Source organism: Vreelandella sedimenti, assembly GCF_013416325.1.
Lineage (GTDB): Bacteria > Pseudomonadota > Gammaproteobacteria > Pseudomonadales > Halomonadaceae > Vreelandella > Vreelandella sedimenti.
The window spans coordinates 30,632-54,356 of the sequence record NZ_JACCGK010000022.1 but is presented as its reverse complement, the minus strand read 5'-3'; the positions used below and the strand labels follow the sequence as shown (position 1 = coordinate 54,356).

23 protein-coding genes and 1 pseudogene are annotated in these 23,725 nt (G+C 54.0%); 15 read left to right on the top strand and 9 right to left on the bottom strand.

The genetic code is table 11. The annotated features are described in order from the left end of the window. Positions 1 to 200: 200 nt before the first annotated feature. Complete coding sequence (locus HZU72_RS20790; protein WP_180095547.1) at positions 201 to 1,115, top strand: metal ABC transporter substrate-binding protein; 915 nt, start codon at positions 201 to 203, stop codon at positions 1,113 to 1,115. A 14-nt stretch (positions 1,116 to 1,129) separates the two neighbouring features. On the opposite strand, the gene HZU72_RS20785 is transcribed toward HZU72_RS20790, so the two are convergent. After that, positions 1,130 to 1,873 carry a phosphoglycolate phosphatase gene (locus HZU72_RS20785; RefSeq protein WP_180095545.1) on the bottom strand — a complete coding sequence of 248 codons (744 nt, stop codon included), beginning with the start codon at positions 1,871 to 1,873 and terminating at the stop codon, positions 1,130 to 1,132. A 103-nt stretch (positions 1,874 to 1,976) separates the two neighbouring features. Here HZU72_RS20785 and HZU72_RS20780 point away from each other — a divergent pair, with 103 nt between their 5' ends. Continuing rightward, positions 1,977 to 3,275, top strand: a complete 1,299-nt coding sequence (locus tag HZU72_RS20780; protein WP_180095543.1) for an NAD(P)/FAD-dependent oxidoreductase — start codon at positions 1,977 to 1,979, stop codon at positions 3,273 to 3,275. 14 nt (positions 3,276 to 3,289) lie between these two features. On the opposite strand, the gene rpe is transcribed toward HZU72_RS20780, so the two are convergent. Continuing rightward, positions 3,290 to 3,982 (bottom strand): ribulose-phosphate 3-epimerase, encoded by a 693-nt coding sequence (gene rpe, locus HZU72_RS20775; RefSeq protein WP_180095541.1) that lies wholly within the window; start codon positions 3,980 to 3,982, stop codon positions 3,290 to 3,292. A gap of 252 nt (positions 3,983 to 4,234) precedes the next feature. Between rpe and cysP the strand changes: the two genes are divergently transcribed. From cysP to HZU72_RS20755, 4 genes are read left to right on the top strand one after another with little or no spacing between them, the layout of a single operon-like run. Continuing rightward, the gene (cysP, locus tag HZU72_RS20770; protein WP_180095539.1) at positions 4,235 to 5,245 is read left to right on the top strand and encodes a thiosulfate ABC transporter substrate-binding protein CysP; all 1,011 of its coding nucleotides are present in this window, start codon (positions 4,235 to 4,237) and stop codon (positions 5,243 to 5,245) included. Positions 5,246 to 5,271: 26 nt separating this feature from the next. Continuing rightward, entirely contained in the window at positions 5,272 to 6,126 is an 855-nt protein-coding gene (cysT, locus tag HZU72_RS20765; RefSeq protein ID WP_009287982.1) for a sulfate ABC transporter permease subunit CysT, read from the top strand. Beyond that, positions 6,126 to 6,953, top strand: coding sequence for a sulfate ABC transporter permease subunit CysW (gene cysW, locus HZU72_RS20760; protein WP_009287981.1), 828 nt, complete (start codon positions 6,126 to 6,128; stop codon positions 6,951 to 6,953). Before cysT ends, cysW begins: the two co-directional genes overlap by 1 nt. After that, complete coding sequence (locus tag HZU72_RS20755; protein ID WP_138800521.1) at positions 6,950 to 8,044, top strand: sulfate/molybdate ABC transporter ATP-binding protein; 1,095 nt, start codon at positions 6,950 to 6,952, stop codon at positions 8,042 to 8,044. Before cysW ends, HZU72_RS20755 begins: the two co-directional genes overlap by 4 nt. A 62-nt stretch (positions 8,045 to 8,106) precedes the next feature. Here the strand turns inward: HZU72_RS20755 and HZU72_RS23930 are convergent. Further along, a pseudogene (locus tag HZU72_RS23930) lies at positions 8,107 to 8,496 on the bottom strand (alpha-ketoglutarate-dependent dioxygenase AlkB family protein); the annotation flags it as partial. Positions 8,497 to 8,517: 21 nt separating this feature from the next. Then, positions 8,518 to 8,715, bottom strand: coding sequence for an alpha-ketoglutarate-dependent dioxygenase AlkB family protein (locus HZU72_RS23925; protein ID WP_235976196.1), 198 nt, complete (start codon positions 8,713 to 8,715; stop codon positions 8,518 to 8,520). Between the two features lie 281 nt (positions 8,716 to 8,996). Between HZU72_RS23925 and HZU72_RS20745 the strand changes: the two genes are divergently transcribed. Then, positions 8,997 to 9,899, top strand: coding sequence for a DMT family transporter (locus HZU72_RS20745; protein WP_180095537.1), 903 nt, complete (start codon positions 8,997 to 8,999; stop codon positions 9,897 to 9,899). A gap of 150 nt (positions 9,900 to 10,049) precedes the next feature. Then, positions 10,050 to 10,643, top strand: coding sequence for a YajG family lipoprotein (locus HZU72_RS20740; protein WP_180095535.1), 594 nt, complete (start codon positions 10,050 to 10,052; stop codon positions 10,641 to 10,643). Between the two features lie 49 nt (positions 10,644 to 10,692). On the opposite strand, the gene HZU72_RS20735 is transcribed toward HZU72_RS20740, so the two are convergent. From HZU72_RS20735 to HZU72_RS20725, 3 genes are all read right to left on the bottom strand, one after another. Continuing rightward, positions 10,693 to 11,325, bottom strand: a complete 633-nt coding sequence (locus HZU72_RS20735) for a class I SAM-dependent methyltransferase (RefSeq protein WP_180095533.1) — start codon at positions 11,323 to 11,325, stop codon at positions 10,693 to 10,695. Between the two features lie 54 nt (positions 11,326 to 11,379). After that, the gene (locus HZU72_RS20730) at positions 11,380 to 12,015 is read right to left on the bottom strand and encodes a TIGR04211 family SH3 domain-containing protein (RefSeq protein WP_180095531.1); all 636 of its coding nucleotides are present in this window, start codon (positions 12,013 to 12,015) and stop codon (positions 11,380 to 11,382) included. An 88-nt stretch (positions 12,016 to 12,103) separates the two neighbouring features. After that, a complete protein-coding gene (locus tag HZU72_RS20725) occupies positions 12,104 to 12,433 on the bottom strand; it encodes a DUF1820 family protein (protein WP_007113264.1) in 330 nt (109 codons plus the stop codon). A gap of 208 nt (positions 12,434 to 12,641) precedes the next feature. Between HZU72_RS20725 and HZU72_RS20720 the strand changes: the two genes are divergently transcribed. The 3 genes from HZU72_RS20720 to HZU72_RS20710 are packed head-to-tail and all read left to right on the top strand — an operon-like array spanning position 12,642 to position 16,757. After that, positions 12,642 to 13,865: an ATP-grasp domain-containing protein gene (locus HZU72_RS20720; protein ID WP_180095529.1), complete on the top strand. Its 1,224-nt coding sequence runs from the start codon at positions 12,642 to 12,644 to the stop codon at positions 13,863 to 13,865. Between the two features lie 30 nt (positions 13,866 to 13,895). Then, positions 13,896 to 15,968 carry a hypothetical protein gene (locus tag HZU72_RS20715; protein WP_180095527.1) on the top strand — a complete coding sequence of 691 codons (2,073 nt, stop codon included), beginning with the start codon at positions 13,896 to 13,898 and terminating at the stop codon, positions 15,966 to 15,968. A 30-nt stretch (positions 15,969 to 15,998) separates the two neighbouring features. Beyond that, positions 15,999 to 16,757, top strand: coding sequence for a TlyA family RNA methyltransferase (locus HZU72_RS20710; RefSeq protein WP_180095525.1), 759 nt, complete (start codon positions 15,999 to 16,001; stop codon positions 16,755 to 16,757). A gap of 22 nt (positions 16,758 to 16,779) precedes the next feature. Here HZU72_RS20710 and mscK read toward each other — a convergent pair whose 3' ends face one another. Next, complete coding sequence (gene mscK / locus HZU72_RS20705) at positions 16,780 to 20,094, bottom strand: mechanosensitive channel MscK (RefSeq protein ID WP_268896499.1); 3,315 nt, start codon at positions 20,092 to 20,094, stop codon at positions 16,780 to 16,782. A gap of 199 nt (positions 20,095 to 20,293) precedes the next feature. On the opposite strand from mscK, the gene HZU72_RS20700 reads away from it, so the two are divergent. The 4 genes from HZU72_RS20700 (at position 20,294) to HZU72_RS20685 (ending at position 22,462) form a co-directional block, all read left to right on the top strand. Further along, positions 20,294 to 21,325 carry a phospholipase A gene (locus HZU72_RS20700; protein ID WP_180095523.1) on the top strand — a complete coding sequence of 344 codons (1,032 nt, stop codon included), beginning with the start codon at positions 20,294 to 20,296 and terminating at the stop codon, positions 21,323 to 21,325. 114 nt (positions 21,326 to 21,439) lie between these two features. After that, complete coding sequence (locus HZU72_RS20695) at positions 21,440 to 21,772, top strand: ElaB/YgaM/YqjD family protein (RefSeq protein ID WP_022522789.1); 333 nt, start codon at positions 21,440 to 21,442, stop codon at positions 21,770 to 21,772. Further along, on the top strand, positions 21,772 to 22,176 hold the full coding sequence (locus HZU72_RS20690; protein ID WP_071693730.1) for a phage holin family protein: 405 nt from the start codon (positions 21,772 to 21,774) through the stop codon (positions 22,174 to 22,176). The genes HZU72_RS20695 and HZU72_RS20690 overlap by 1 nt, the downstream gene beginning before the upstream one ends. After that, entirely contained in the window at positions 22,151 to 22,462 is a 312-nt protein-coding gene (locus HZU72_RS20685; RefSeq protein WP_180095521.1) for a YqjK-like family protein, read from the top strand. Before HZU72_RS20690 ends, HZU72_RS20685 begins: the two co-directional genes overlap by 26 nt. A 33-nt stretch (positions 22,463 to 22,495) precedes the next feature. Here the strand turns inward: HZU72_RS20685 and HZU72_RS20680 are convergent, their stop codons facing one another. After that, the gene (locus HZU72_RS20680; protein ID WP_180095519.1) at positions 22,496 to 23,680 is read right to left on the bottom strand and encodes a BaiN/RdsA family NAD(P)/FAD-dependent oxidoreductase; all 1,185 of its coding nucleotides are present in this window, start codon (positions 23,678 to 23,680) and stop codon (positions 22,496 to 22,498) included. Positions 23,681 to 23,725: the final 45 nt, after the last annotated feature.

Below are 23,725 nucleotides of genomic sequence, written 5' to 3'. Positions count from 1 at the left end.
AACCGTTCGGTCAGTCATAAGGCACGCTATGCTTAGGGGTGTATTAGTGTTCAGCATAGTGGCACTTATCCATTGAGGGAATCCTTCCTTGGGCAATACTTCTTGCGGCCTGGCATTGCAGTGGAACTGGCAACGGGCCACCGCAGTCTTTATTATCTGCCGTCTTTTTCGATAGTTTTTTAGCTAGTTAGGAGCGTGGGATGTCAAAGTGGTTTACCTGGGCGTGGGCGCTCTTATTCATCGCGTTGATAAGCGCTGCGCCAGCTTATGCCAACACAACACTGCGCGTAATTGCCTCCTTTTCAGTCATGGAGGAGCTGGTCAAACGAGTGGCGGGCGACGCTGTCAGCGTCAATGTCATCGTGCCACGGGGAGAAGATGTTCACCGCTGGGAGCTAACACCTCCCAACGTGCTGGCGTTAGAAGAGACACATGTTGTGTTTTATAACGGGCTTGGACTAGAGCCTTGGATACGCCATGTTGAGGCGATGTCTGACGACCAGCTAACGCTAGTGGAAGTGGCTAAAAAGGCCGACTATACGCCGCTGACGATTTCCACCGGGCAGTATAAAGGCGAGCCAGACCCGCACATGTGGATGGATCCAGAGGGCGCTGCAGCCTACATCGATGTCATTGCTGAGACCCTGGCCGAGCACTTACCCGATCAAGCCGCTGCGTTTTATGCCCGTGCTGACGAGGCGCGCAAGGCGCTGAATAATCTTAACCAAGCGGTAAAAGAGCGGCTTGAAGGTATTCCACAAACTAACCGCACATTATTGACCAGCGAGGCAGGTTTTGGTTACTTTGCCCGCACCTATGCCTTTGATGCTCAAGGGGTGTGGGGCGTTAACCACGAGACCCAAGGCAGTGCCCAGGCAATGGCCAAGATCAGCGAACAGCTTACCGAAAAACGCCCCCCTGCGCTGTTTTTTGAAAGCACCACACCTAGTATCCATATGGACGCCCTGTCTCGGGAAGCTTCACTGCCACTAGCCGGCCCGCTGTATGTCGACTCGCTGAGCGGTGAAGATGGCCCTGCTGCCAACTACTCGGACATGTTGCACCATAACGCTGAAGTGATGCATACCGCACTAGGAGGCGCCACGGCTGAATAAGCGGCTGGCCAAAACTAATCAATTACCTTTGTCGGCCGAGGTGTCCTCAACAGCAACTCAGTTAACGAACTGAGCACTAGGTCGGGATGGCTATTCTCTATCGGCTCCCCATGGTTATAACCATAGGGCAGCGCCAGAGTAGTAAAGCCTGCCGCCTTTCCAGCTGCCATATCGTGACGTGAATCGCCGACCATTACACATTCAGCTGGCGGTACTTGACAATGGTGCGCAGCGTGGAGCAGCGGCAATGGATGGGGCTTCTTTTCGGCCAAAGAATCACCGCCGATCCATAGGGTAAAATAGTTCAGCAGCTCGAAGTGATTTAACAGCGGCACAATGAAGCGTTCGGGCTTATTGGTAATCAGCACCAGTGTGAGGCCTTGCTGGTGCAGCGCCTGTAGGGCTTGTTTTACTCCCGGGTAGAGCGTTGTCAGGGTATTGGGCGCAGCGCCGTAGTGTGCCATAAACACATCATAACCGCGTTCAAGAAGCGCTGGCTCAGGCGCTGCTTTTAACGCCCAGGTCAGGGCTCTTTCCACTAATACCGGCGCGCCATTGCCAACCCAATCCCGCACCTTTGTCTCATTCGGCTCGGGTAAATCCAGCTCGCTTAACGTGCGTGCCACGGCGGCGGCAAGGTCGGGCACTGAATCGATCAGCGTTCCGTCCAAGTCGAAGGCAATTAACCGTTTTCCCTGTAGCACGGGGTGTCGTTCTGAGTAGTGACTTGGATGTATTTTCAATGCGCTCTGCCCCATTTTGATTTAAAAACCATTTTACCTGCTCAAAGCACACGTTCGCATTAGTCAGACGCGTCAGAACCTTCTATGCTGGGGCTAATTTAGTTAAAGAGGTAGTCATATGCCCACTCCCAGAATCGTGATTGTCGGCGCCGGTGCTGGCGGCTTAGCCCTTGCCACACGATTAGGTCGCACCTTGGGTAAGCGCAAACGCGCAGAAATTGTGCTGCTGGATCGCAATACCACCCACGTATGGAAACCGCTGCTCCACGAACTGGCTACCGGTGTACTGAACTCCAGCATGGACGAGGTGGATCTTCGCGGGCATTCATCGGCTCACTTCTACCGTTATCAGCGTGGTTCGCTAACCGGCATTAATCGCGAGCAGCAGACGCTGCAATTAGCGCCGATTCATGATGAAGATGGCCAAGAGGTGCTACCCGCCCGCGAGCTTGCCTATGACTATCTGGTCATGGCCATAGGCAGCGTTTCCAACGATTTCGGTACGCCCGGCGTGGCGGAGCACTGCCACTTTATTGATTCGCCCCAGCAGGCCAAGGCGTTCCAGCGCGATATGATCAACACCTTTCTGCGCTATACCGACCCCAACCTACGCCAACATACTCAGTTAACCATTGGCATCGTCGGCGGCGGTGCAACAGGGGTAGAACTTGCGGCCGAATTATTTGACGCTTCGCGCATGCTCAATGCCTATGGGGTGACGTCCGTTGATCACCAGCAAATCAGCGTACACCTACTGGAAGCGGCACCGCGCTTGCTTCCAGGGCTTTCCGAGCGGGTCAGCCAAACTGTCAAAACAGAGCTTGAGAGCATGGGCGTAACCGTCCATACCGATACCGCCGTTAAAGAAGCTCAGGCGCATCAGTTGGTCACCGGTGACGATGAAGTGATCAAGACCGATATCAACGTGTGGGCAGCGGGTATCAAAGCGCCGCCGTTTTTGGCGGAGCTAGGCCTGACAACAAATAAGAAAAACCAAATTGAAGTAAAAAGCACCCTACAAAGCGTCGATGATGAGAAAATTTTTGCTCTAGGCGACTGCGCCAGTTGTCCGATGGGTGAAAGCGGCACGGTGCCTCCTCGCGCCCAGGCGGCTCACCAGCAGGCTAAGCTGCTCGCCAAAAACCTGGTCAATAAACTGGAAGGCAAACCGCTAGCCGATTTCCGCTATCGCGATCACGGCTCACTGGTATCGCTGGCCCGCTACGATGCGGTAGGTAATTTGATGCGAAGCTCTGCCTCCCGCGGCCTGTTTTTAGAGGGCTGGCTGGCTCGCCAAGCCTATGCATCGCTCTACCGCATGCACCAGCTATCTATTCATGGGGCGCCGAAAACGGGGCTGGCCTGGCTGGTCGACAAGCTTAATCGTTACTTAAAACCGCGCATGAAATTGCACTAAACGACACTTACTTATTACTTAGCCAGCGCCGCTCGCATCTGCTTGATCACCGTGTCATAGCCGTGCGGGTCGGTGGCCTGATGGGCGCTGAAAATGGCGGAACCCGCCACAAAGGTATCGGCGCCCGCTGCGGCGATCTCGGCGATGTTATCCACTTTCACCCCACCGTCGATTTCCAAGCGCATATCAAATTTTGAGGCATCAATGCGCGCCCGTGCTTCACGCAGCTTGTCCAGCGTGCCGGGGATAAAGGATTGCCCACCAAAACCTGGGTTGACGCTCATCAGCAGCACCATATCAACTTTATCCATCACATAGTCAAGATAGGAGAGCGGCGTGGCCGGGTTAAATACCAGGCCGGCTTTACAGCCACCATCACGGATCAGCTGCAGCGAGCGATCAACGTGCTCAGACGCTTCCGGATGAAAGGTGATATAGCTGGCGCCCGCCTCAATAAAGTCGCTGATCATGCGGTCTACCGGTTTAACCATGAGATGCACGTCGATGGGCGCCGTGACGCCATGCTTACGCAGGGCCTTACACACCATTGGCCCAATGGTCAGGTTGGGCACATAATGATTATCCATAACATCGAAGTGCACCACATCCGCGCCAGCAGCCAGCACGTTATCCACCTCCTCACCCAGCCTGGCAAAGTCAGCTGATAAAATAGAGGGGGCAATCAAGAAGTTCTGCGCAGCGGTCATATTACATTCCTGCTTATCAATCAGTAGACGAAGTGAAGTGTAGACACTCGATATACCCGCGGGTGTGCAGGCAAGGGAGCAAAGCCGCTATCTTATCAGAGCCGCTTAGCAGAACCACGTATCCGCGTCTCGCATCTCATCACACACATATTCTTAAATAGAATATAAAACATGATTGTAATTCCACATTGATAGATTTAACCTTGCCAATATCGCGACATTAAGCGCTTACTGCTTTTAAGGAGTTTCTTTATGGCACTGCCAACAATTTTCCGCCGCAGCCTGATTGCCATTGCGTTAGGCGTTACGGTAAGTGGAACCGCCGCCGCCCAAGAGCGTGAACTACTCAACTCGTCTTACGATATCGCTCGCGAGCTGTTTGCTGCGATCAACCCTGAGTTTCAAGCCTGGTGGCAGGAAGAGCACGGGGAAGAGATTGCCATTAGCCAGTCTCACGGCGGCTCGTCCGCACAAGCCCGTGCCATCCTTCAGGGTCTACGTGCCGATGTGGTGACCTTTAACCAGGTGACCGACGTGCAGGTACTCGCCGATGCGGGGCTGGTGGCCGAAGATTGGCAGGATGCGTTTGAGAACAATGCCTCCCCCTACTACTCCACCACTGCTTTCCTAGTGCGCAAAGGCAATCCTAAAGGAATTGAGAGCTGGGACGACTTAGTTAAAGAAGATGTACAAATGGTCTTCCCCAACCCGAAAACCTCGGGTAACGGCCGCTATACCTACTTAGCCGCCTGGGGCTTTGCCGAGAACGAGTTCGATGGCGATGAAGAGCAAATCGAAGAGTTTATGCGCACTTTCCTAGCCAATGTGGCGGTATTCGATACCGGCGGTCGTGGCGCAACCACCAGCTTTATCGAGCGTGAAATTGGCGATGTACTGATTAGTTTCGAGTCTGAAGTCAACAACATTCGCAAAGAGTATGGCAGTGACGACTACGAAGTCATCGTGCCACCCGTTAGCATCCTGGCCGAGTTCCCCGTTGCCGTTGTTGGTGAAAATGCTGAGCGCAACGGTAACAGCGATTTGGCCCAGAGCTACCTTGAGTACCTCTACACAGAAGAGACTCAGCGCCTGCTGGCAGGCTTCAACTACCGAGTGCATAACGAAACCGTGGTCGAAGAGTTCGCCGACCAGTTCCCGGAAACCGAGCTGCTTGAAGTAGACGAGGTATTTGGTAGCTGGGATGAAGCCATGGAGACCCACTTTGAGGGTGGTGGCCTTCTCGACCAGTTACAGCGCCGCTAATATTCACTCATGAGCCAGCCTGAACTATGAGTCAACTTGCCTCCTGGCGAACCGGCAGCACCCGTGTGCTGCCGGGTTTTGGCCTTTCTATGGGTATCAGCGTGCTGTTTATCTCGCTGGTGCTGCTGCTCCCGATTACGGGTCTGTTCGGTCAGTTAGCGGAGCTTAGCTTTGCCGAATACTGGGCAATCATCACCGAAGGGCGCGTAGTTGCCAGCTATATGGTCACCATTGGCGCGGCAGCCGTTGCGGCGATTATCAACGCCATATTTGGCTTATTGCTGGCGTGGGTATTGGTTCGCTACGACTTCCCTGGCAAGCGCTTACTCGATGCCTTAATGGATCTCCCCTTCGCGCTACCCACCGCGGTGGCAGGCATTACGCTGGCAACCCTTTATGCCAGTAGCGGCTGGATGGGTGGATTGCTGGAGCCGCTAGGGTTTCAAGTCGCTTACACCTGGGTGGGTATCGCCCTGGCCATGGCCTTTACCAGTATCCCGTTTGTAGTGCGCACAGTGCAGCCGGTGCTGGAAGATATGCCAGTGGAAGTCGATGAAGCAGCTATGTCATTGGGTGCTACCGACGGCGTGGCCTTTCGCCGCGTGATCTTGCCGCATATCTGGCCTGCCTTGGTGACTGGAACGGGGCTGGCGTTTGTTCGTTCGCTAGGAGAGTTCGGAGCAATCATTTTTATCGCCGGTAATATGCCTTATGAAACGGAAATCACCGCGTTGATGATTTTCGTTAAACTGCAAGAGTATGACTATGCGGGGGCCTCGGCGATTGCTTCAGTGGTACTGTTTGTCTCGCTGGCACTGCTACTGGCCATTAATATTTGGCAGGGCCGCTTTGTGCGCCGCCTGCATGGAGGTAAGGGGTAATGCGTCGAATTGGTGATGCGCCGCTTATCCGGCGCCTGCTGATAGGTGCCGCTCTGGTGCTGTCAGCACTGTTTTTACTGCTGCCGCTGGTGGCCATTTTTGCCCAGGCGTTCTCCCAGGGCGTTATGGTTTTCTGGTCGAACGTCAGTAACACCTTCACCCTGCACGCGATTGGTCTGACGCTGATGATTGCGCTACTAACCATTCCTGTGTGCCTAGTATTTGGCGTTGCCCTAGCGTGGCTGGTCACGCGCTTCAGCTTCCCTGGGCGTCGCATTCTGCAAACGTTGATCGATATCCCCTTTGCGGTCTCTCCCGTTGTCGCGGGTCTGATTTACTTGCTGCTGTATGGCCGCAACGGCTGGATCGGCACTTGGCTGGACGGCCATGATATTCAGCTTATGTTTTCTTGGCCGGGCATCCTCATGGTGACTATTTTTGTTACCTGCCCCTTTGTGGCCCGGGAATTGATCCCGTTGATGCAGGCCCAAGGCTCCCGTGAAGAAGAAGCAGCCGTAACGCTTGGCGCTACCGGCTGGACGACCTTCCGGCGCGTCACGCTGCCCAACATCCGCTGGGCACTGCTGTACGGCGTTATCCTTACCAACGCCCGTGCGGTAGGGGAATTTGGGGCTGTTTCAGTGGTCTCCGGCGCTATACGCGGCAAGACCAATACGCTACCACTGCACCTTGAGCAGCTGTATCAGGATTATAATGCCGTGGGGGCATTTGCCTGCGCGGCCTTACTCGCCTTTATTGCCCTACTGACGCTCGCCGCCAAGGCCGGGCTGGAATGGCGCGCAGCGCGCCGGGAGGCATTTGCATGAGCATTCACTTACACAACATTGCTAAGCACTTCGGCACAACCCAGGCGTTAGAGCCAATCAACCTGGATATTCACGAAGGTGAGCTGGTCGGCCTGCTTGGCCCTTCGGGCTCGGGCAAAACGACGCTGCTGCGGATTATTGCTGGCTTGGAAAATGCCGACCGCACCGCACAGCCCAGCAAGATTTTGTTCGGTGACCGCGACGTGACTAATGTACATGTGCGCGATCGGCGGATTGGTTTTGTTTTCCAGCACTACGCGCTGTTTCGCCATATGAGTGTCTACGACAACGTGGCCTTTGGCCTGACGGTGTTGTCGCGTAAACGCCGCCCCAGCAGCGGTGAGATTCGCGCCCGAGTGTTTAGGCTACTTGAAATGGTCAAGCTGGAGCACCTCGCCAACCGCTACCCTGCCCAACTTTCCGGCGGCCAGCAGCAGCGAGTATCGCTAGCCCGCGCCTTGGCAGTGGAGCCGGAAGTACTGCTGTTGGACGAGCCTTTTGGTGCACTTGATGCCAAAGTGCGCCAAGAGTTACGCCGCTGGCTGCGCCACCTGCATGACGAGTTCAATTTCACCAGCGTCTTTGTCACCCACGACCAGGAAGAGGCGCTGGAGCTTTCCGACCGCGTCGTAGTCATGAGTAACGGCCGTATTGAGCAAATTGATACTCCCGATGAGCTCTACCGGGAGCCCAAAAACCGCTTTGTGTTTGAGTTTCTAGGCGATGTAAACCATCTGGAAGGCAAAGTGACCAACGGCGTACTTACCTGTGGCGACGCCTATTGGCACGTGGATCTGCCTGATGGCCATGAAGAGCTGCTGCTACGCCCCCATGAAGTGCGCCTCACCGAGCAACCCACCTCTGAAAGCCATTTACCGGTCACTATCACGGCGATTTCGCCGGTGGGCGCAGAAGTGCGCGTAGAGCTAGAGGCGGATTGGCTCGCCCAGCCTTGGCTTGCTACCGTGCGCCATACTGACTTTGAGCACTTGGCGCTACGCCGAGGGCAACGCTTATTCGCCCACCCCCGCCACTGGCGACGCTTTCCCAAAGCTGAGTCGAAAGCGACGGAGCAAAGCCGCGTGGCATAACGCTGCGGAAGCGCTAGCTGCCCTAAATGGAGCAGCTAGCGTTGACGTTTCATCGCATTAGCTCAAAAACGCATTTGCCTAAAGGTCAGGCTCACCCGTGGCTCAACATCTTTCTTGGTTTTAGGCAGGCTATGTAGCCAATTTTTCTGTGTGGTGCCTTTCATAATTAACAGACTGCCGTGCTCTAGATTAAGCGACACGCTCTCCCCTGTTGGCTTATGTTTAAACGAGAATTTCCTTGCGCCGCCTAGGCTCAACGCCCCGATTGATCCACTCTCAACAAGGTCTTTTTCGGCGTCACTGTGCCAGCTCATGCCCTCATCGCCTGAGCTATAAAAATTACCCAGACACGAATTAAACATCTCCCCGCAGTGGCTCTCCACCACCTGCTTAATCTCTCGTAAAAAATCAGGCCATACTAACGCCATCTTTGTATATCCTGAGTATGTATAGGAAACCGGCTTATCCGCATACTAGGCTATTTTCCTCTTTGTAACGATCTCTTTGCCGTAAATAAACGCACGATCATGCTCCCAGGTTAATTCGCTTAGGCACTTATCCAGATACATATCGGCGGTAACTGTATCCAAGACTTTTCCGTGGTAGTAAACCTCACCATCCCTTGGAAGCAGATTAATCAACTTCATCTCGTCGTTTTCAAACAGATCCATTTTACCCCCTCTAATGCGCGAAGCCGCGGAAAGCGGCGCTAGCCGCCCCGTGGCACGAAGCCAACCCCGACGCCTCAAACCATAAGCCTTCACATTCCGGTTTAAAAACACGCAACAAGAGCAAGAAACGGGTTTTTTTCGATGCTATCAAAAGCCAATACTGCATTGCCATGGAGCAAAAAACCAAGAAACACCCTGACCACTCCAGGTAAAAAACTTAAAAAAGCCAACCATCACTTAGCGGCTTGAGGCTAAGAGAAAATCTTGAAAAGGGACATAAAATGAGAGCAATAGACTATATACGACTGCTGTCGCTAGCCGCTATCTGGGGAGCAAGCTTCCTTTTTATGAGAATCGCCTCACCGGCGATAGGCCCAATCAACACAGCATTTTTTAGAGTCTTTTTTGGCCTTATTGGTTTGGCTTTTATCATCGTTATCATACGTAAAAGTCTGGCGTTCAGAGGCAAACTAGGCAAAATTTTGATTTTGGGTGCTATAAATTCAGGCATCCCATTTCTTATGTACAGCATAGCAGCAACACTACTACCTACTGGCTATTCAGCGATTCTAAATGCGACAACGCCTTTAACAGGTGCCATGATTGGCTTTTTTATCTTTAGCGAGAGTTTAACTATAAAAAAATGGCTGGGCGTAACGCTAGGAATTGTTGGCATCACTGTTATCACCACTGTGGGTGACTCAAGTATCGTTGGCAACATCTATATTGGCGTGGCTGCCTGCATGATAGCCACTATTGGTTACGGCTTTGCTGGCTTTCTTACCCGCAAGTGGATAACCCAACAGGGTGGCCTGGATTCAACGCTGGTTGCGTTTGGCAGTCAAATAGGCGCTACCGCTTTTCTCAGCCCTTTTTTGCTTTGGAATATTTCATCTGGCCCCAGCATTGACTGGCTTCAAGGTGATGTGTGGATCAGCCTGTTCGCAGTCGGCTTTTTATGCACCTCCCTCGCTTATATCCTTTATTTTAGATTGATCGCCGACATTGGGCCGTTACGGTCGCTCACCGTTACATTCTTGGTGCCACCCTTCGCTGTGTTATGGGGCTTTTTAATCCTTGATGAAACGATTTCCAGCGGATTCTTACTTGGCTCTTTGATCATTTTACTTTCCGTTTGGCTAATCGTGAGTCCCGATTCTCAGAAAAACAGCCTAACGAGCTAGCTTGTTTCACTGCTTTCGCATTCACAACAGTGTGCAAAGGCAATATAGAGTGAGACATCGGAAGTGATTGAGCAAAGCCGCATCGCCAGAACATACCGCCAACGCGCTACCCGCGTTATACTGGCGTTTTAGCCATAGCGGAGGAAGACCATGCTTCGGCGTCACTTTTTACGGATTTCGGGTGTACTACTTGCCAGTGCTTGGCTTGCCGGTTGCACCAGCCCTCAATATTTACAGCTCAGCCCTGAACGCAGTGCCCAGGTGCCGCAAGTTGGCTCAGGCCAGCAGGTGACTGTGATTGCCCAGGATGGACGCGATAGCGACATCATTGGCAACCGAGCAGGCGGCGGCATGTCAACGGCGCATATTACCGTGAGCAGCCACGAGCTAATTCCGCGCCTACAAGAAGAAGCTGAGCGCGCGGTACGCGATATGGGCTTTAGCCCCACCACCGAGCAGGCCGAGGGCCGCCCGAGCTTAACGCTGGAGCTTGCTAGTCTGAACTACGCCCGAGGCGATAGTGGTCAGCCGCTGGTCGATGAAGCGCGTCTTGAAGGCGTTTTCCGCGCTATTGCTAAAAATAAGGGCACTACCTATACGGGCACCTACACCTCGCGCCGTACGCAGGGCTACGCCCTTAAGCCCGATGCCGACAGCAACGCACGGATGCTTAGCGATCTACTTAGCGATGGCATGAACCGCGCCTTTAGCGATCCAGAACTGGGCAATTTACTCGCACGCTAAGATACACCTTTATAGAAACACCTTTAACACGGGCTGCGCCTCTTTACTTCTAGAGCCGCGGCCCGCGTCGTTCCAGTGCCCATACGCTTTCCGTTCGGCCACGCTCATCAGGGCTGCCCTCTTCCAGAAACGTCAGCGTGAAGTTGGGGGTGAATAGGCTTTCGATTTCACTTTTGGGCACGCTATAAGGCGGCCCAGCACTGCCATCAGAATGCGACAAACTAATCAGCAAACCCTTGGCACCAGGCGGCACCAACTGAGCAAGGTGAAACGCATAGCGCTGCCTTGTTGCAGGTGGCAACGCTATCAGCGAGGCGCGATCATAAAACGCCCCGATCTCGGCGGCTTGCTGGATATGCAGGTGAAAAAAGTCCCCGCACCATAGCTCCACGCTGCCTTGGCGGGAAATCGTAAAACCTGCCTGACGGTAGCGAGATACCGATGTGCTACGCTGAGCCAAAAACTGCTCAATGGCTTCCGGGGCAAACTCAATTCCCAGAACGGGATAACCCTCGTCTGCCAACCAGCGCATATCAAGGCTTTTACCGCACAGCGGCACCAATACCTTGGTGCCTTTAGCAACACCAAGCGACGCCCAATGACGCAGCAACGCCGGGTGCGCCTGCTGCAGGTGAAAGCCAATACGCCCTTCTTGCCAGCGCTTGCGCCATTGATCGCTCATTATTTGGCCACCGTGAAGTCGATTGCACTATCGAAGAGGAGGCTTATCGCGCCGTTAAAACCAGCGGTCACGCTTTTTACGTCGACGCGGAAGGTGCGGCACAATCAGCCCCACCAACAAACCTGCGCCAGCCACACCGCCGCCATACATGAAGTAACGCATCAGCAGGTCTTCTTCCTGGGTTTCCAGCCGTGCTTGGAGCGCCCTAACTTGCCGGCGGGACTGCTCCGCTTGCGCATCCAACTCTTGGTTGCTGGCCTCAAGCTCGGCAATGCGACTCTCGCGCAACTCTAGAGTCTCAGTCATTGAGGCCGTACGCTGTTCCCAGGTTTCATTGATACTCTCAAGCTCAGCGGTGAGCTCCTCTACCTGGGTTTCTAACGCAGGCAGCTGTTCAACCGCACTGGGTGTTTCTTGAAGCTCATTGCTCAACACCCAGACAGCATTGCCATCACTGTTACGCACTCGGGTGTAGTCACCGCTGGTCTCCAGCACCTCTACCTGCTCGCCTGCGTTGAGCGTGCCAATAATGCGATAACCATCGGTTGGGCCGCTGCGCACATAAGTGCTCAGTTCATCAGTTATCCAGGCTTGGTTAGCAGATTGGGCAGTGGCATTGAGGCTGGTTACACTAAGCAAAATTCCAGCAGCAGCGGCGTAATTTCGATAACGAGTTCTGTTTACTAGCATGACATCATGTCCTGATTAAAAACGCTGCAAGGCGGACGAAGCCAACAGCGCTTATCGCCTAACTTAGCGGTGCGCTTGTCTCATACGCTTACCCTTCTCCGCGCGGGGGCAACGGAAAGGGACGGGGGAACTCCGCTACTCGGGCATCGGTTTTGACCGCTTTCAATGGCCCTTCGCGCTCTACTTCATCAATGCGCACAATAGCATTTAACGGTAGGTAGCTACGCTTGACGCCATCGAAGGTTCGTTGCAATTTTTCAGTCGCAGGGTCAACCACTACCCGTGAAGCATCGTCAAAGACAAACTCCTCGACTTCAATAAAGCCCCAGAGTTCGCTTTGAAAGATTTCTCGGACGTATAAATCCCAAATTTCACCCTGCTGGTGAACCACCACACGGTAGATCGGCTTGGCCGCCATCTTGGCCTAATCCTCTTGCCATTCGTACATTAAAAGTTGAACCGCCTAGCTTACCATATTCCCATCGCCACGCCTTTAGGCTTAACCCTTAGCAAGCTTAGCGTTAATGCGACGGACAAAGCGCTCATTAGCCCGGCATGCCCCCCTCGTGTATGGTAGTTAGCGTGGTTTGGCAATAATATTTTTTCACCAAGAAGGAGTCATCAACATGCAGAAGGATCCAAATAAGGGCTATATCGCTCTGTTAGGCTGGAGCCTCAATGCGATTGAAGCGGCCGAAAATTTTGACCGTCGCTACATTGTCGTTGCACCTGATTGGGCGGAAGAGTATTGCCAAAAACACGACATTCCCTACGTGCCTTGGAATTTCGAGCGACTCAATGACCGCTCGATGGAAATTGCCGAGACGCTTAAAGAGAAAGGCGTCGATGTCGCCATTCCGCTCTACGAAGAGACCGTTGAGTGGGCCGGGGCCATCAACTCTGTGCTACTGGATAACCCGCGCCTTTACGGTCAGTCGTTGCTGCTACGCGATAAAGCGTTGATGAAACGTCGTGCCCAACTTGGCGGCATTCGCGTGGGTATTTTTGAAGAAGCCCACGATAAAGAAGATGTAGTGCGCTTCCTAAAGCGCGTTAACCAGACACTGCTGAAGTTGGACGGCGACCCCAACGACCCGATTCACCTTAAAGCATTTGATAAAGCAGGCTGTCTCGGTCACCGCGTCATTCGTACGCCAGATGAAGTCGATACCATCCCGGAAGAGGAGTTCCCGGTGCTGATGGAATCGCACCTGGATGGCTGGGAATTTGCCGTTGAAGCGTGGGTGCATGATGGCAAAATCGCTTTCTTGAACATCTCTGAGTACGTGACGTTGGGTTACTCAGTGTTTGTGCCAGCGTCACCTGAGCTTGAGATTTACCGCGAGCAGATCACCCAACAGATCGAGAAGTTAATTAAAGCGTTCGACATTGAATTTGGCTTGATCCATCCGGAATACTTTGTCACCAGCGATGGTGAGATGTACTTTGGCGAAGTAGCTTACCGTCCGCCCGGCTTCAAGGTTTTCGAGCTGCTAGAGCGCGTTTACGGCTTCAATGCCTACCAAGCTTCCATGCTAGTCTTCGATCCGAAAACCACGAAAGAAGAAGTGACCACATTTTTCCCGAAAGAAGTGGTCGATGCCAATGGCTTCGCCGGTTGCTTTGGCGTTTACCCCCGCCGCCGTGTGGTCAGCCGCTTGGAAATTCCCGAAGAGACCGAAGATCACCCCTACTTTGAGTCTCATGAGCTAACCTCACCAGTAGAAGAAACCGTTACTAAACGCACCGCGTTTGGTACCCATTGGGGTCTGGTCTACTTCAAAGGCGAGGATGCGCATACGATTCGCGATCTGCTAAAACGCCAAGAAGACCTCGACTTCTATGTATAATCCCCGCTAACGCTGGGATAAGGAGTCACCGTGGAGACAGATCAAGTAACGTCTTCTCAAGAAGATAGCAAGCTCAATGGATTGTTGAGCAAATTTGATGACGCCGTGCGCCTGCTTACCCAGGCGCCCGCCTTCTCAAAGCCCGCCAAGTTGCCTCGTGTGATGGACACTGCGCGGCGAGTACTGCTTCAGGATGGCGGTTGTGCAGCACTGGAGTCCCGCGCGCAAGCGTTTGAGGACTCCGGTGTATTTTTGGGCTCCGATTGGGAAACACCTCAATATTTGGTGCCGACCCTGACAACCTTCTCGCTGAAAAGCGCGGATGCCAATGTGGTCGTCATCGAGGCGCTAAGCGAGCTTCGACTCCTCGCTGTGGCTAAAGGCAATTTTGAGCATCCACTGGTGTCCACAGAGCATGCACACCATTACCTGACTCAGGTAATGGCGATCAATTTGTGGCTACTGTTTTTACCGCCCAGCGAAGCTGAGCGGGAAACCCAGGGGCGCTTGGCCACTATTCCCCGCCAGCTTTTCCAGCATTTAGCCGAGCGGATCGGCTACGAGCACATTGTTGATCGTCTGATTGATGAGATTTGGCGCATTTTAAAACAGCGCCCTATTCAGGTTGATTCGATCAAACAGATGATCACCCAAATTGCGCTGTGTCAGGCCAACCCGGAAATTGATCTTGGCGCCAGCGGCCAGGGTGCCGACCGTTTGGTGAGTTCGCTTTACGGCCCAACTCAAGCCTGTCGTGAAGACCCTGGGGTCGACATTTACCGTGATCGGTTAGAACATATGGATCAGGCTGCTTTGCAGGCGGAATCCACTGGTTTCGCCCGGGCGATGCACGACACCGGCCTGGTATCGCCATATCACGCCGTGTTACTGCGTCATCTACTCGAAGAGGGGGATCACTTACTCTCCGAGGCGCTGGGCCTTTCATCTACCGGCCGCGACTGCCTACTCTGCTATCGCGAGCTGGTTCAAGCGCTGATTCGGGGCGGCGTTTATCCAGCCACCGCACAAGCGGTTTACGGCCTGGCGTTGATGCTTGAACGCGGCATTCTCTATCAGCCGCCGGTAGCACCGGCAATGTGGCGTCAGCTTAATCTACCTCTATCAGAGTGGGCGCAGTCACGACTCACCATGGCCTATGGAGACACTGTTTCTCCCCGGGCACGCTTGATTGAAGGCGTGCTCTGCATGTTGGGACTACCGCTAGGCGTTGGTCAGGGCAACAATCCTACCTGCCAGTCGGCACGGGCACTCTCCATGTGGGCCTATAACGACCCAGATTATCTGCTGCAGATGGTGGCCTGGGCAGCCCGGGATGACGAAATCATTATGCATTTTGAAGGGCAAGCCATTTCATCCATGGCGAGCCTCTCCGGTGTGGCGACCCAGTTACCCATAGACCTCGACCCGGTTTCGCTGATTGTCGTGCCACACCTGGATCGAATTTATGCCGAAATGGGCCGGCGCTGCATTGGTCGCGAAGGGGACCCTCACCGCTGGGTAAATCCTGAATTTCACGGTTGGTGGTCGGGCCGTGGCTTTCGCATTAATGTCGATGTTGCCACCGGTCAACTCAACGATGTGGATGACTTTATTCGCCACTTCTTCGCCTATTACCACCCCTATTACAATGGCAACCAACCGCTGATTCACCCCCAACCAGCGGGCATTGCAGTCACCGATAGCGCAGCGCGCTTTATCGGCTGGCACGCGATTACCATTTTGCGGGCCTCCCTCGACCCCTCTGATGTTATGCGGATTTACTTCTATAATCCCAACAATGATAGCGGCCAAGATTGGGGCGATGGCGTCATTGTGAGTACATCGGGCAATGGTGAACGTTTTGGCGAAGCCTCGCTGCCTTTTGAGCGCTTTGCATCGCGGCTGTATATTTACCACTACGATCCCCTGGAGCGCGTTGACATCGCCGATGTCACCAGCGAAGAGGTGGAAAATGTTAAACACTTCCTGCATCGGAGCTGGGGAGCCTCGCGCCTTCCACCTACTGAACTGCAGGCGGATCAAGGTTCCAACTCAACCCTCCCTCATTCACCGCTACCCGAAACGCCTCACGACGAAGGGTAACAAGCACGCTTAGCGACACTTTCAATCACTATGATGCGACTCGATCAACTGTTGGTCAGCCAGGGGCTGGCCAACTCGCGTACCCGCGCCCAAAGACTTATTCGGCACGGGCGGATACGGCTTACCGAGAACGGTAAACCGTTAACCAAAGCGTCCGAAAAATGGCCCGACGATACCCGGTTTGAAGTAGAAGACGATCCCGAAGAGCGCTATGTGTCCCGAGCGGGGTTGAAATTAGAGGCGGTGCTCACAGCGCTTGAGCTGCGTTTTAACAACGCGGTTGTGCTCGATATTGGTCAATCAACCGGCGGATTTAGCGACTGTGCGCTGCACTTTGGCGCCCGCCATGTGATTGGTGTAGAGGTTGGCCACGGACAGCTTGCACCTGAGTTGCGCGGCGACCCACGCGTCACCTGTCTGGAAGGGGTAAATGCGCGCTCGATGAGTAGTAGCGGCGCCCTCAATAACGCGCTTGCCGCTTTCCCCATTGATAGTGCCATCATGGATGTATCGTTTATATCACAAACGCTGATTCTGCCCGAGATCGCCGCCCTGCTGCCATCGGGCGGTCAGTTGATTTCGCTGGTGAAACCGCAGTTTGAGCTAAGCCCTGGCGCCCTGGATAAACGCGGCGTAGTACGCGACGCTAAACGTTTTGCAGAAGTAGAAGCCAATATTCGCAGCGCCTGCGACGGCTGTGGACTTACCATTCAACACTGGCAGGAGAGCCCAATCACCGGTGGCGACGGCAACCGCGAATTTCTCCTGCATGCAGTAAAAGAGCCTTAAAAAAAGAGAGCTTAAAAGTGCATTACGTCGATGCTGGGGGCAACTGATTCGCCGACTGCACTTTAACCGCCTCGCCTTGCTCAGGATGTAGCCACACATCCATTTGCTCAAACGCCACGCGTACGCCCGCTTCGCGAAACAGTGCATCTACCCGGCAGTTGATTTCATCGGCAGCAAACAGCCGGTCGAGCAGATCGTTGACGAAAATACGCAGTTCAAAGTTAAGGCTGTGCTGCCCATAGCTTAAACAGAAAACCTGAGGCTCAGGATCGGTTAGCACGCGGGGGTTTTCGTCCGCCACTTTACGCAATAGCTGATGCACCTTGGCCATGTCGGAGCCGTGGGCCACACCGTAGGTGAGCACAACGCGGGTGATATTATCCGACAATGACCAGTTGATTAGTTGGTCGGTCACAAAGGTCTTATTGGGGATAATAATCTCTTTACGGTCGAAATCGGTGACGGTGGTCGCGCGGATACGGATACGGCTGACGGTGCCGTGCAAATTTCCCAGGGTAATCGTATCGCCAATCCGAATCGGACGCTCAAACAGGATGATCAAGCCCGAAATAAAGTTGGCAAAAATTTCCTGCAAGCCAAACCCCAACCCCACACTCAAGGCGGCCACCAGCCACTGCAGCTTGTCCCAGGAAACGCCCAGGGTCGACAGCCCCATGACAACCCCCGTGCCCACAATGGTGTAGGAGAGCAGCGAGCTAATGGCATAGGCGCTGCCCTGCTTCAAGGACAGTCGGGACAGCACCATCACTTCCAACAGGCCGGGTAGATTGCCTGCCATGATAAAGGTAATCGCAACAATCAGCAGAGCAGCAAACACGTCGGAGATCGACAGCGCATTGTCGACTAAATCTCCATCCTGAGACTCCCACAGCGATACATTGTCCAAATAGCCAAGCACTGACAGCAAATCTGACCAGACCAAGTAGAGCAGCGCACTAAAGCCAATCAACACTATCAGCTTGGAAAGCCGCAGGGACTGGCTATTGATCTGCTCCATATCCAGCGGCGGCTCTTCCACGACTTCGAGGCCACCTTCCGCCCCTTCCTGCACTTGAGCACGACGGCGCGCCAGAGCACGGCGATAGGCAAGCCGCCTTGCAGCCACCGCAAGGCTTCTTACCAAGGTAGCCTCCACCACAACCCATAACCCCAGCAAGTAAAGCGTGATCGCGAATCGCCCCACTAGTCGCAACGCGGTGTATTCGTAGCCCCAGACAACCAATCCCAACAGCATCAGCGGCACCGAGGCCATCGCTAGCCCCAGCAGCAAGCGAAACAGGCGCACACCAAAAACGGGGATATGCGCCAGTATCAACTGCGCCAGCCACCAACTCATCGCCAACAACCCAAGCGACAGCAACCCCAACGCAACGGGACGCAGTGCCAGCGGGGTTTCCATCTCCCCGGACATCGCTGCAATGGCTATGACGGGCATCAAGGAAATGCCGAACCCACCTAACAGCCGACGTAACCGAGCGTTGTAGTGCGGCGACCAGGTAAAGTGGCGCTCGGCGACGCCATCGGCGACCAGCAGTCTGCGGCCCCAGGCGACCACCGCCCAACTTAATGCCAACTGAAGCAGCGCAGGGGCAACGCTATTAGCCAATGGCCCAGTTGCCCCCAAGAGCCCAACCCCAACCCCCGCCAAGGCCAGCGGGCCGGAGAGCGCCAGCAGCGCATTCAGCAGCACCGCTTTGGGGGTATGCAGCTGGGTATCGCTTTTTAACCGACCAATCTGCGAGTGCAGTTTGTCCAACCGGGCTTTAATCTGGCGTCGTGACCCGATTAATACCAGGCTTAACACCATCAGGGGCGCCCCTCTGAGCACCTCCCAAGAGAGCCCTTTCCAGCGAGTGGGTAAAATGGCTCGCCACTCCCCTTCCTGCCACTCCAGTTGGAGGTTGCGGGGTAATTGACGAAGCCAATTGATATCCAAAGGGCGACTATTAGCGACCCAAAACAGCTGCTCATCGATGGTTTTACGCAGCTCACTGGTCGTTGTGACTAGCTGCTGCTGGTTGAGCTGAAGCTCAATCGCCGCACTTAATAAGCTACCGTACGACTGCTCCAACTGCTCGACCAGTTCACGGCGGGATTGATAAAGCTGCGAAAGGGAATCGATCAGTCCTGGCGTCGCCTCAATACCCACCTCGGACAGCCGCGTAGCAGCATACTGTTCACTTTGGCGTAGCTGATCGCGCTGGCGTACTAAATCAAACTGCTTTAAGCGCAGGTCGGCAATTTCGTCCTGCAAATCTCGGGGTGCAGACAAAAGAGGCAGCGACTTGCGCTGTTCGCGCAGAATTCGCGACAGCAGTTGGCTGCCGCGAATGGCCTCGATTTGCTCATTAAGGCTACGCTGTAGCTGACGCACGTTCTCCAACTGCCGCTGGGCTTCAATATTGTCACGCACAACAGTGTTAGCACGGTCGGTTGCCCGTAGCAGCTCCAGGCTTAGGGTCTGGTTGGTTTGCTGCGCTTGCACCACCACCGGATGTCCCGCGGCGATCAACGGGTTATCCCTGGCGGCGTCGGCAATGGCTTGTTCAGAGGCCAACCGACGCTGCCGATCAATCACCCCTTGTAACATCGTTAGCTGCTGCTCTTGGTAATCGATCTGCAATAACAGCACATCGCGCCGCTCCTGGGCTAATTCGCGCAGGCGGCTGTTAGCGCTTAGCTCGCGCTGATAAAAGCTTACTTCGCGCTCGGCCACCGCTCGTTCAAGGCGTAATTGGATCAGTTGCGCATCGCTAAGGGCAGAAAGTTGACGATCCGCCAGCAAAGCCTCGCGCTCATCGTGCTGTCGGCGTAAACTCTCCGCGCGCTGGAGGGTTTCCGCAATGGATTGCTGGGCCCGCTCAGGGAGTGTTTGAGCGGCTAACAGTTGCGAGTTCACTTCTGCCAATTGGCTTTGCAACTGCTGCAGCTCGACCACGGCGTTAGTTTGCAACGTTTCCAGCTCGTCTAGGGAACGGTCACTCAAGTCGGCAATCGTTAGCTGCTGCGAAGCCTCTTCCGCTTCGCTCAACTCGCGCTGCAGGCGTGCTAACATTTCAGGGGCTTGTTCTACCCGGGTATCTAGCGCAGCAAGACGCTCGTCCACAGAGGCCAGCCGCTCATAAGCTTCAAGGGCCGCTTCCAGGGCCTCTTTATCGTTGGCCTGCTGGGCGGTCAAGGGTTCTTCAAGGGCTTCTAACTGAGCAAGCCTTGATGCCAATTCAGCCTGCTCAGGCACCCGCTCCAGCATATTGGTCTGAAGCGCAGAGTAGGCTGGATTAATAGCGACACTGCTCATGACGAGCAGCAGGAACAAACAGGTTATACTCCACTTACAGGCGCATCTCACCACGTTACTTATGCCTCGTTGACATCAAAAGCTCCGCAGACACGGATAATAGGGTTATTGTCAGGCGTTCTGATAGCCAGCGCAATCAGAGGTGTTGACTTCCGCAGGCGGCGTGATAGAAACAAGCTTGGCATTTACTTATTCCTTCATTTTGCGAGTCACCTTGATGGTCACCCGAAAATTGCCGTTGACGAAACTTATTGTTCTGCTGAGCCTTGCTACGTTTAGTTTGAATGCCGTTGCCGAGTCTCAGCAAGAGATTGAGGCGCGTATCCGTGCCCTCAACGCTGAACTGTATGACCTGCATCAACAGTTGCAGCAGATAGAAAATCCCGAAGACGCCGCGCTAGACATACCGTTTGAACAGTTGCCTGAAGAGGCTGCAAGGGAAGATTTAAGCGATCGCCGTGAACTTGAGCAGGAATCAAGCCGAAATCCATTTTCAATCACTACCCACCGCACCAACTATCTGTTTCCTGTTAGTTACAATGCTAACCAAAATCGTGAAAGCTTCCGCACGGTGGCTAACGGCACCCCCGCAGATAACGTGGAGTTGAAATTCCAGTTCAGTGCCAAGGTTAATCTGGCTGAACAGGTATTCGGTAACTACGGTGACGTCTACTTTGGCTACACCCAGCGCAGTTGGTGGCAGGCTTATAACACCGACGCCTCATCGCCCTTTAGAGAAACCAACTACGAGCCGGAAGTGTTTATCGACTTTGACAACGCCTGGGAAGCGCTTGGCTGGGTGAATACCCGCAACCGAGTATCCCTCAATCACCAGTCTAATGGTCGTTCAGCTCCTCTCTCACGCAGCTGGAACCGGGTATACCTTGAAAGCACCTTCCAGCGCGGCGACTGGGCGTTCACCCTGGCACCCCACTGGCGGGTACCGGAATCCTCAGAGGATGACGACAACCCGGATATCGAACGCTACATGGGATACGGCGATATTCGCCTCGCCAAGCGTCTCAATAATAACCATGAAGTGAGTGGTCAGTTACGCGGCAATCCCAGCGCTGGCAATATCGGCACCCAGATTGATTACAGCTGGCCCGCTTTCAACAGCTTGCGAGCGCATGTACAGTACTACTACGGATATGGTGAAAGCATGATCGATTATGATCATCGCGTGCACCGCTTGAGCCTTGGGTTTAGTTTAAATCCCTTATTTAGTGCGACAGGGCTGAACCGATAGACGCATTGGCTTGTCTGTTATCAGGTGGCTGCTATGCTTGTGCTTGTAGTCAGTGACTAAACACAGTGACTCATAGTTAGTAGCCCAATCATTCACTCGTCAAAGGAAGACTCCATGGCTAAACGTCAACCCACTTACTCTACTCAAGCCGATCAACTCAAAGATGATCTGCGCCACTTGAGTGAAACCGTTGAAGAGCTGGTCAATGCGACCGCTAAAGATGCCAGCGGAGAGATGAACGATTTACGTACTCGCGCCGAACGTCGCTTGAAAGACACCCGTGCGCGCCTCGAAGCTCGCGGTGAGCGTATTTATGATGAAACCCGCGACTCGCTGACTCACCAGGCAGATGCGTGTGATCGCTACGTCCATGAAAATCCCTGGACGAGTATTGGCATTGGTGCCGCAGTAGGCATGGTTGTAGGTATGCTGCTCGGTCGTCGCTAATGGCTTTGGGCCCCACCCAACGCGTCTTCTCTGCCGCCAAACGCTTGCTGAAATCGCTGATTGCTAATAGCGAAACCCGTCTACGTTTGGCGGTGTTTGAGTTAGAAGAAGAGCGTGCTCGCTTACTGGTTTTACTTCTTCTTGCAGGAGCAAGCTTACTGCTGCTCTTATTGGGTATTGCCACGCTGACGGCACTGGTTGTCGTTCTGTTCTGGGATACCTATCGCTTAACCGCCATTGCCATCAGCGCAGGTGTGTTGATCGGCGCCAGTTTGCTACTTGCGGTTATTGCGATTCGCCAGTCCAAGCAACACTCTCTGTTAAAAGAAACACTCAAACAGCTTGCTGCTGATCGAGCACTGCTTGAGGAGCCAAGTGATGAAACCATCCGCAGACACCGCTAAGCCACCAACAAAACCGCTTAGTCGCGCTGAGCGCAAAGCGCTTTTGCTAGCCGAGCTAGAGCAGCAGCGCGTGGATATTTTGGTTGATAGCGAATTTTTACAGCAAGCCGCCTCACCACTGGATAGAAACTGGCAAAGCTTCAAGCTGCCGCTCTACGCGGTTGGCGGCTTTGCTGCATTCAAGCTGATGCGCCACCCAGGTGGAGCAATGGCGGCAGGCAGAAAAGTCCTTGCTGGCTATATGCTGCTCAAAAAACTTAAATTATTAGCCAAAGTGGCTAGTTAATTCTGATGCTATTGCCTGGGTTTGTGGCGTTGCCTAGCAGGATTGCCCGCAGGCTACGCCACTCGCCCACGCCCACTGAAAGTTATACCCGCCTAGCTCTCCCGTTACATCTAACACTTCTCCGATAAAGCGCAATTGCGGCAATCCTTTGACCTCAAAGGTTTTAGACGAAAGCGCGTCGGTATTGACCCCGCCCATGGTTACCTCTGCGGTACGCCAACCTTCTGTTCCTGCTGGCTTCAGTTGCCAAGCGTTGAGTCTTTGCGCCCACTCATCCAATGTAGCATTAGCATACTGGGCCAGAGGTCTCACCAAGTCATTGTCGGGATACCACTCAAGCAGTGCTTGCGCAAAGCGTTTCGGGAAGCGTTCGCCAAGCCAGGTCGAGAGCTGACGCTTAGGCGTCTCTTGGCGTGCATCACGCAGGGATTCCGCCACGTTTTCGTTGGGCAGCAGATCAATACTAATGCTCTCCGCTGGCTGCCAAACGCTGGATATCTGCAGCATCGCCGGCCCAGACAAGCCGCGATGGGTAAACAGCATGGGGTCCACAAAGCGGCGACTGCCAGCACTAACCGCTACGGGCACGCTCACACCTGAAAGCGCTGCTGCGCGCGCTTTCCAGCTATCGCTTAAGGTAAACGGCACCAGCCCAGGTCGAGTAGCGAATACCTCCAGGCCAAATTGACGGGCAACGTCGTAGCCAAAACCCGTCGCACCCATACTCGGAATGGAAAGCCCACCGCTCGCGACCACTAACACACCCGCATCGATTTTACCTATCGAGGTTGTTAGCCGCATGGCACTGCCCTGCTGCTCCACGCGGGTAACCTGTGTGCTGAGCCTGATTTCAGCCCCTGCCCACTCACACTCTGTCAGTAGCGTACGGACAATCTCTTTGGCCGTAGTGGCACAGAATAACTGGCCCGGCGTTTTCTCAACATGTTCAACACCATGGCGCTCTACCAGCTCAACAAAGTGCTCAGGGCGGTAACGTTTGAGCGCCGAAATACAAAAGTAAGGATTTGAAGAGTAAAAGTGCTGTGGCGTTGTGCCAAGATTGGTAAAGTTGCAGCGGCCACCCCCGGACATGAGAATCTTCTTGCCCGCTTTGTTAGCATGATCAAGCACTAAGACTCGCTTTCCGGCATAACCCGCTTGCGCTGCGCACATTAAACCTGCGGCGCCAGCACCGATGATGACAACGTCATAGATCATAATGGACAGCTCATATTAAGGGCGACTCCCGTCGTAAAAGGCAGG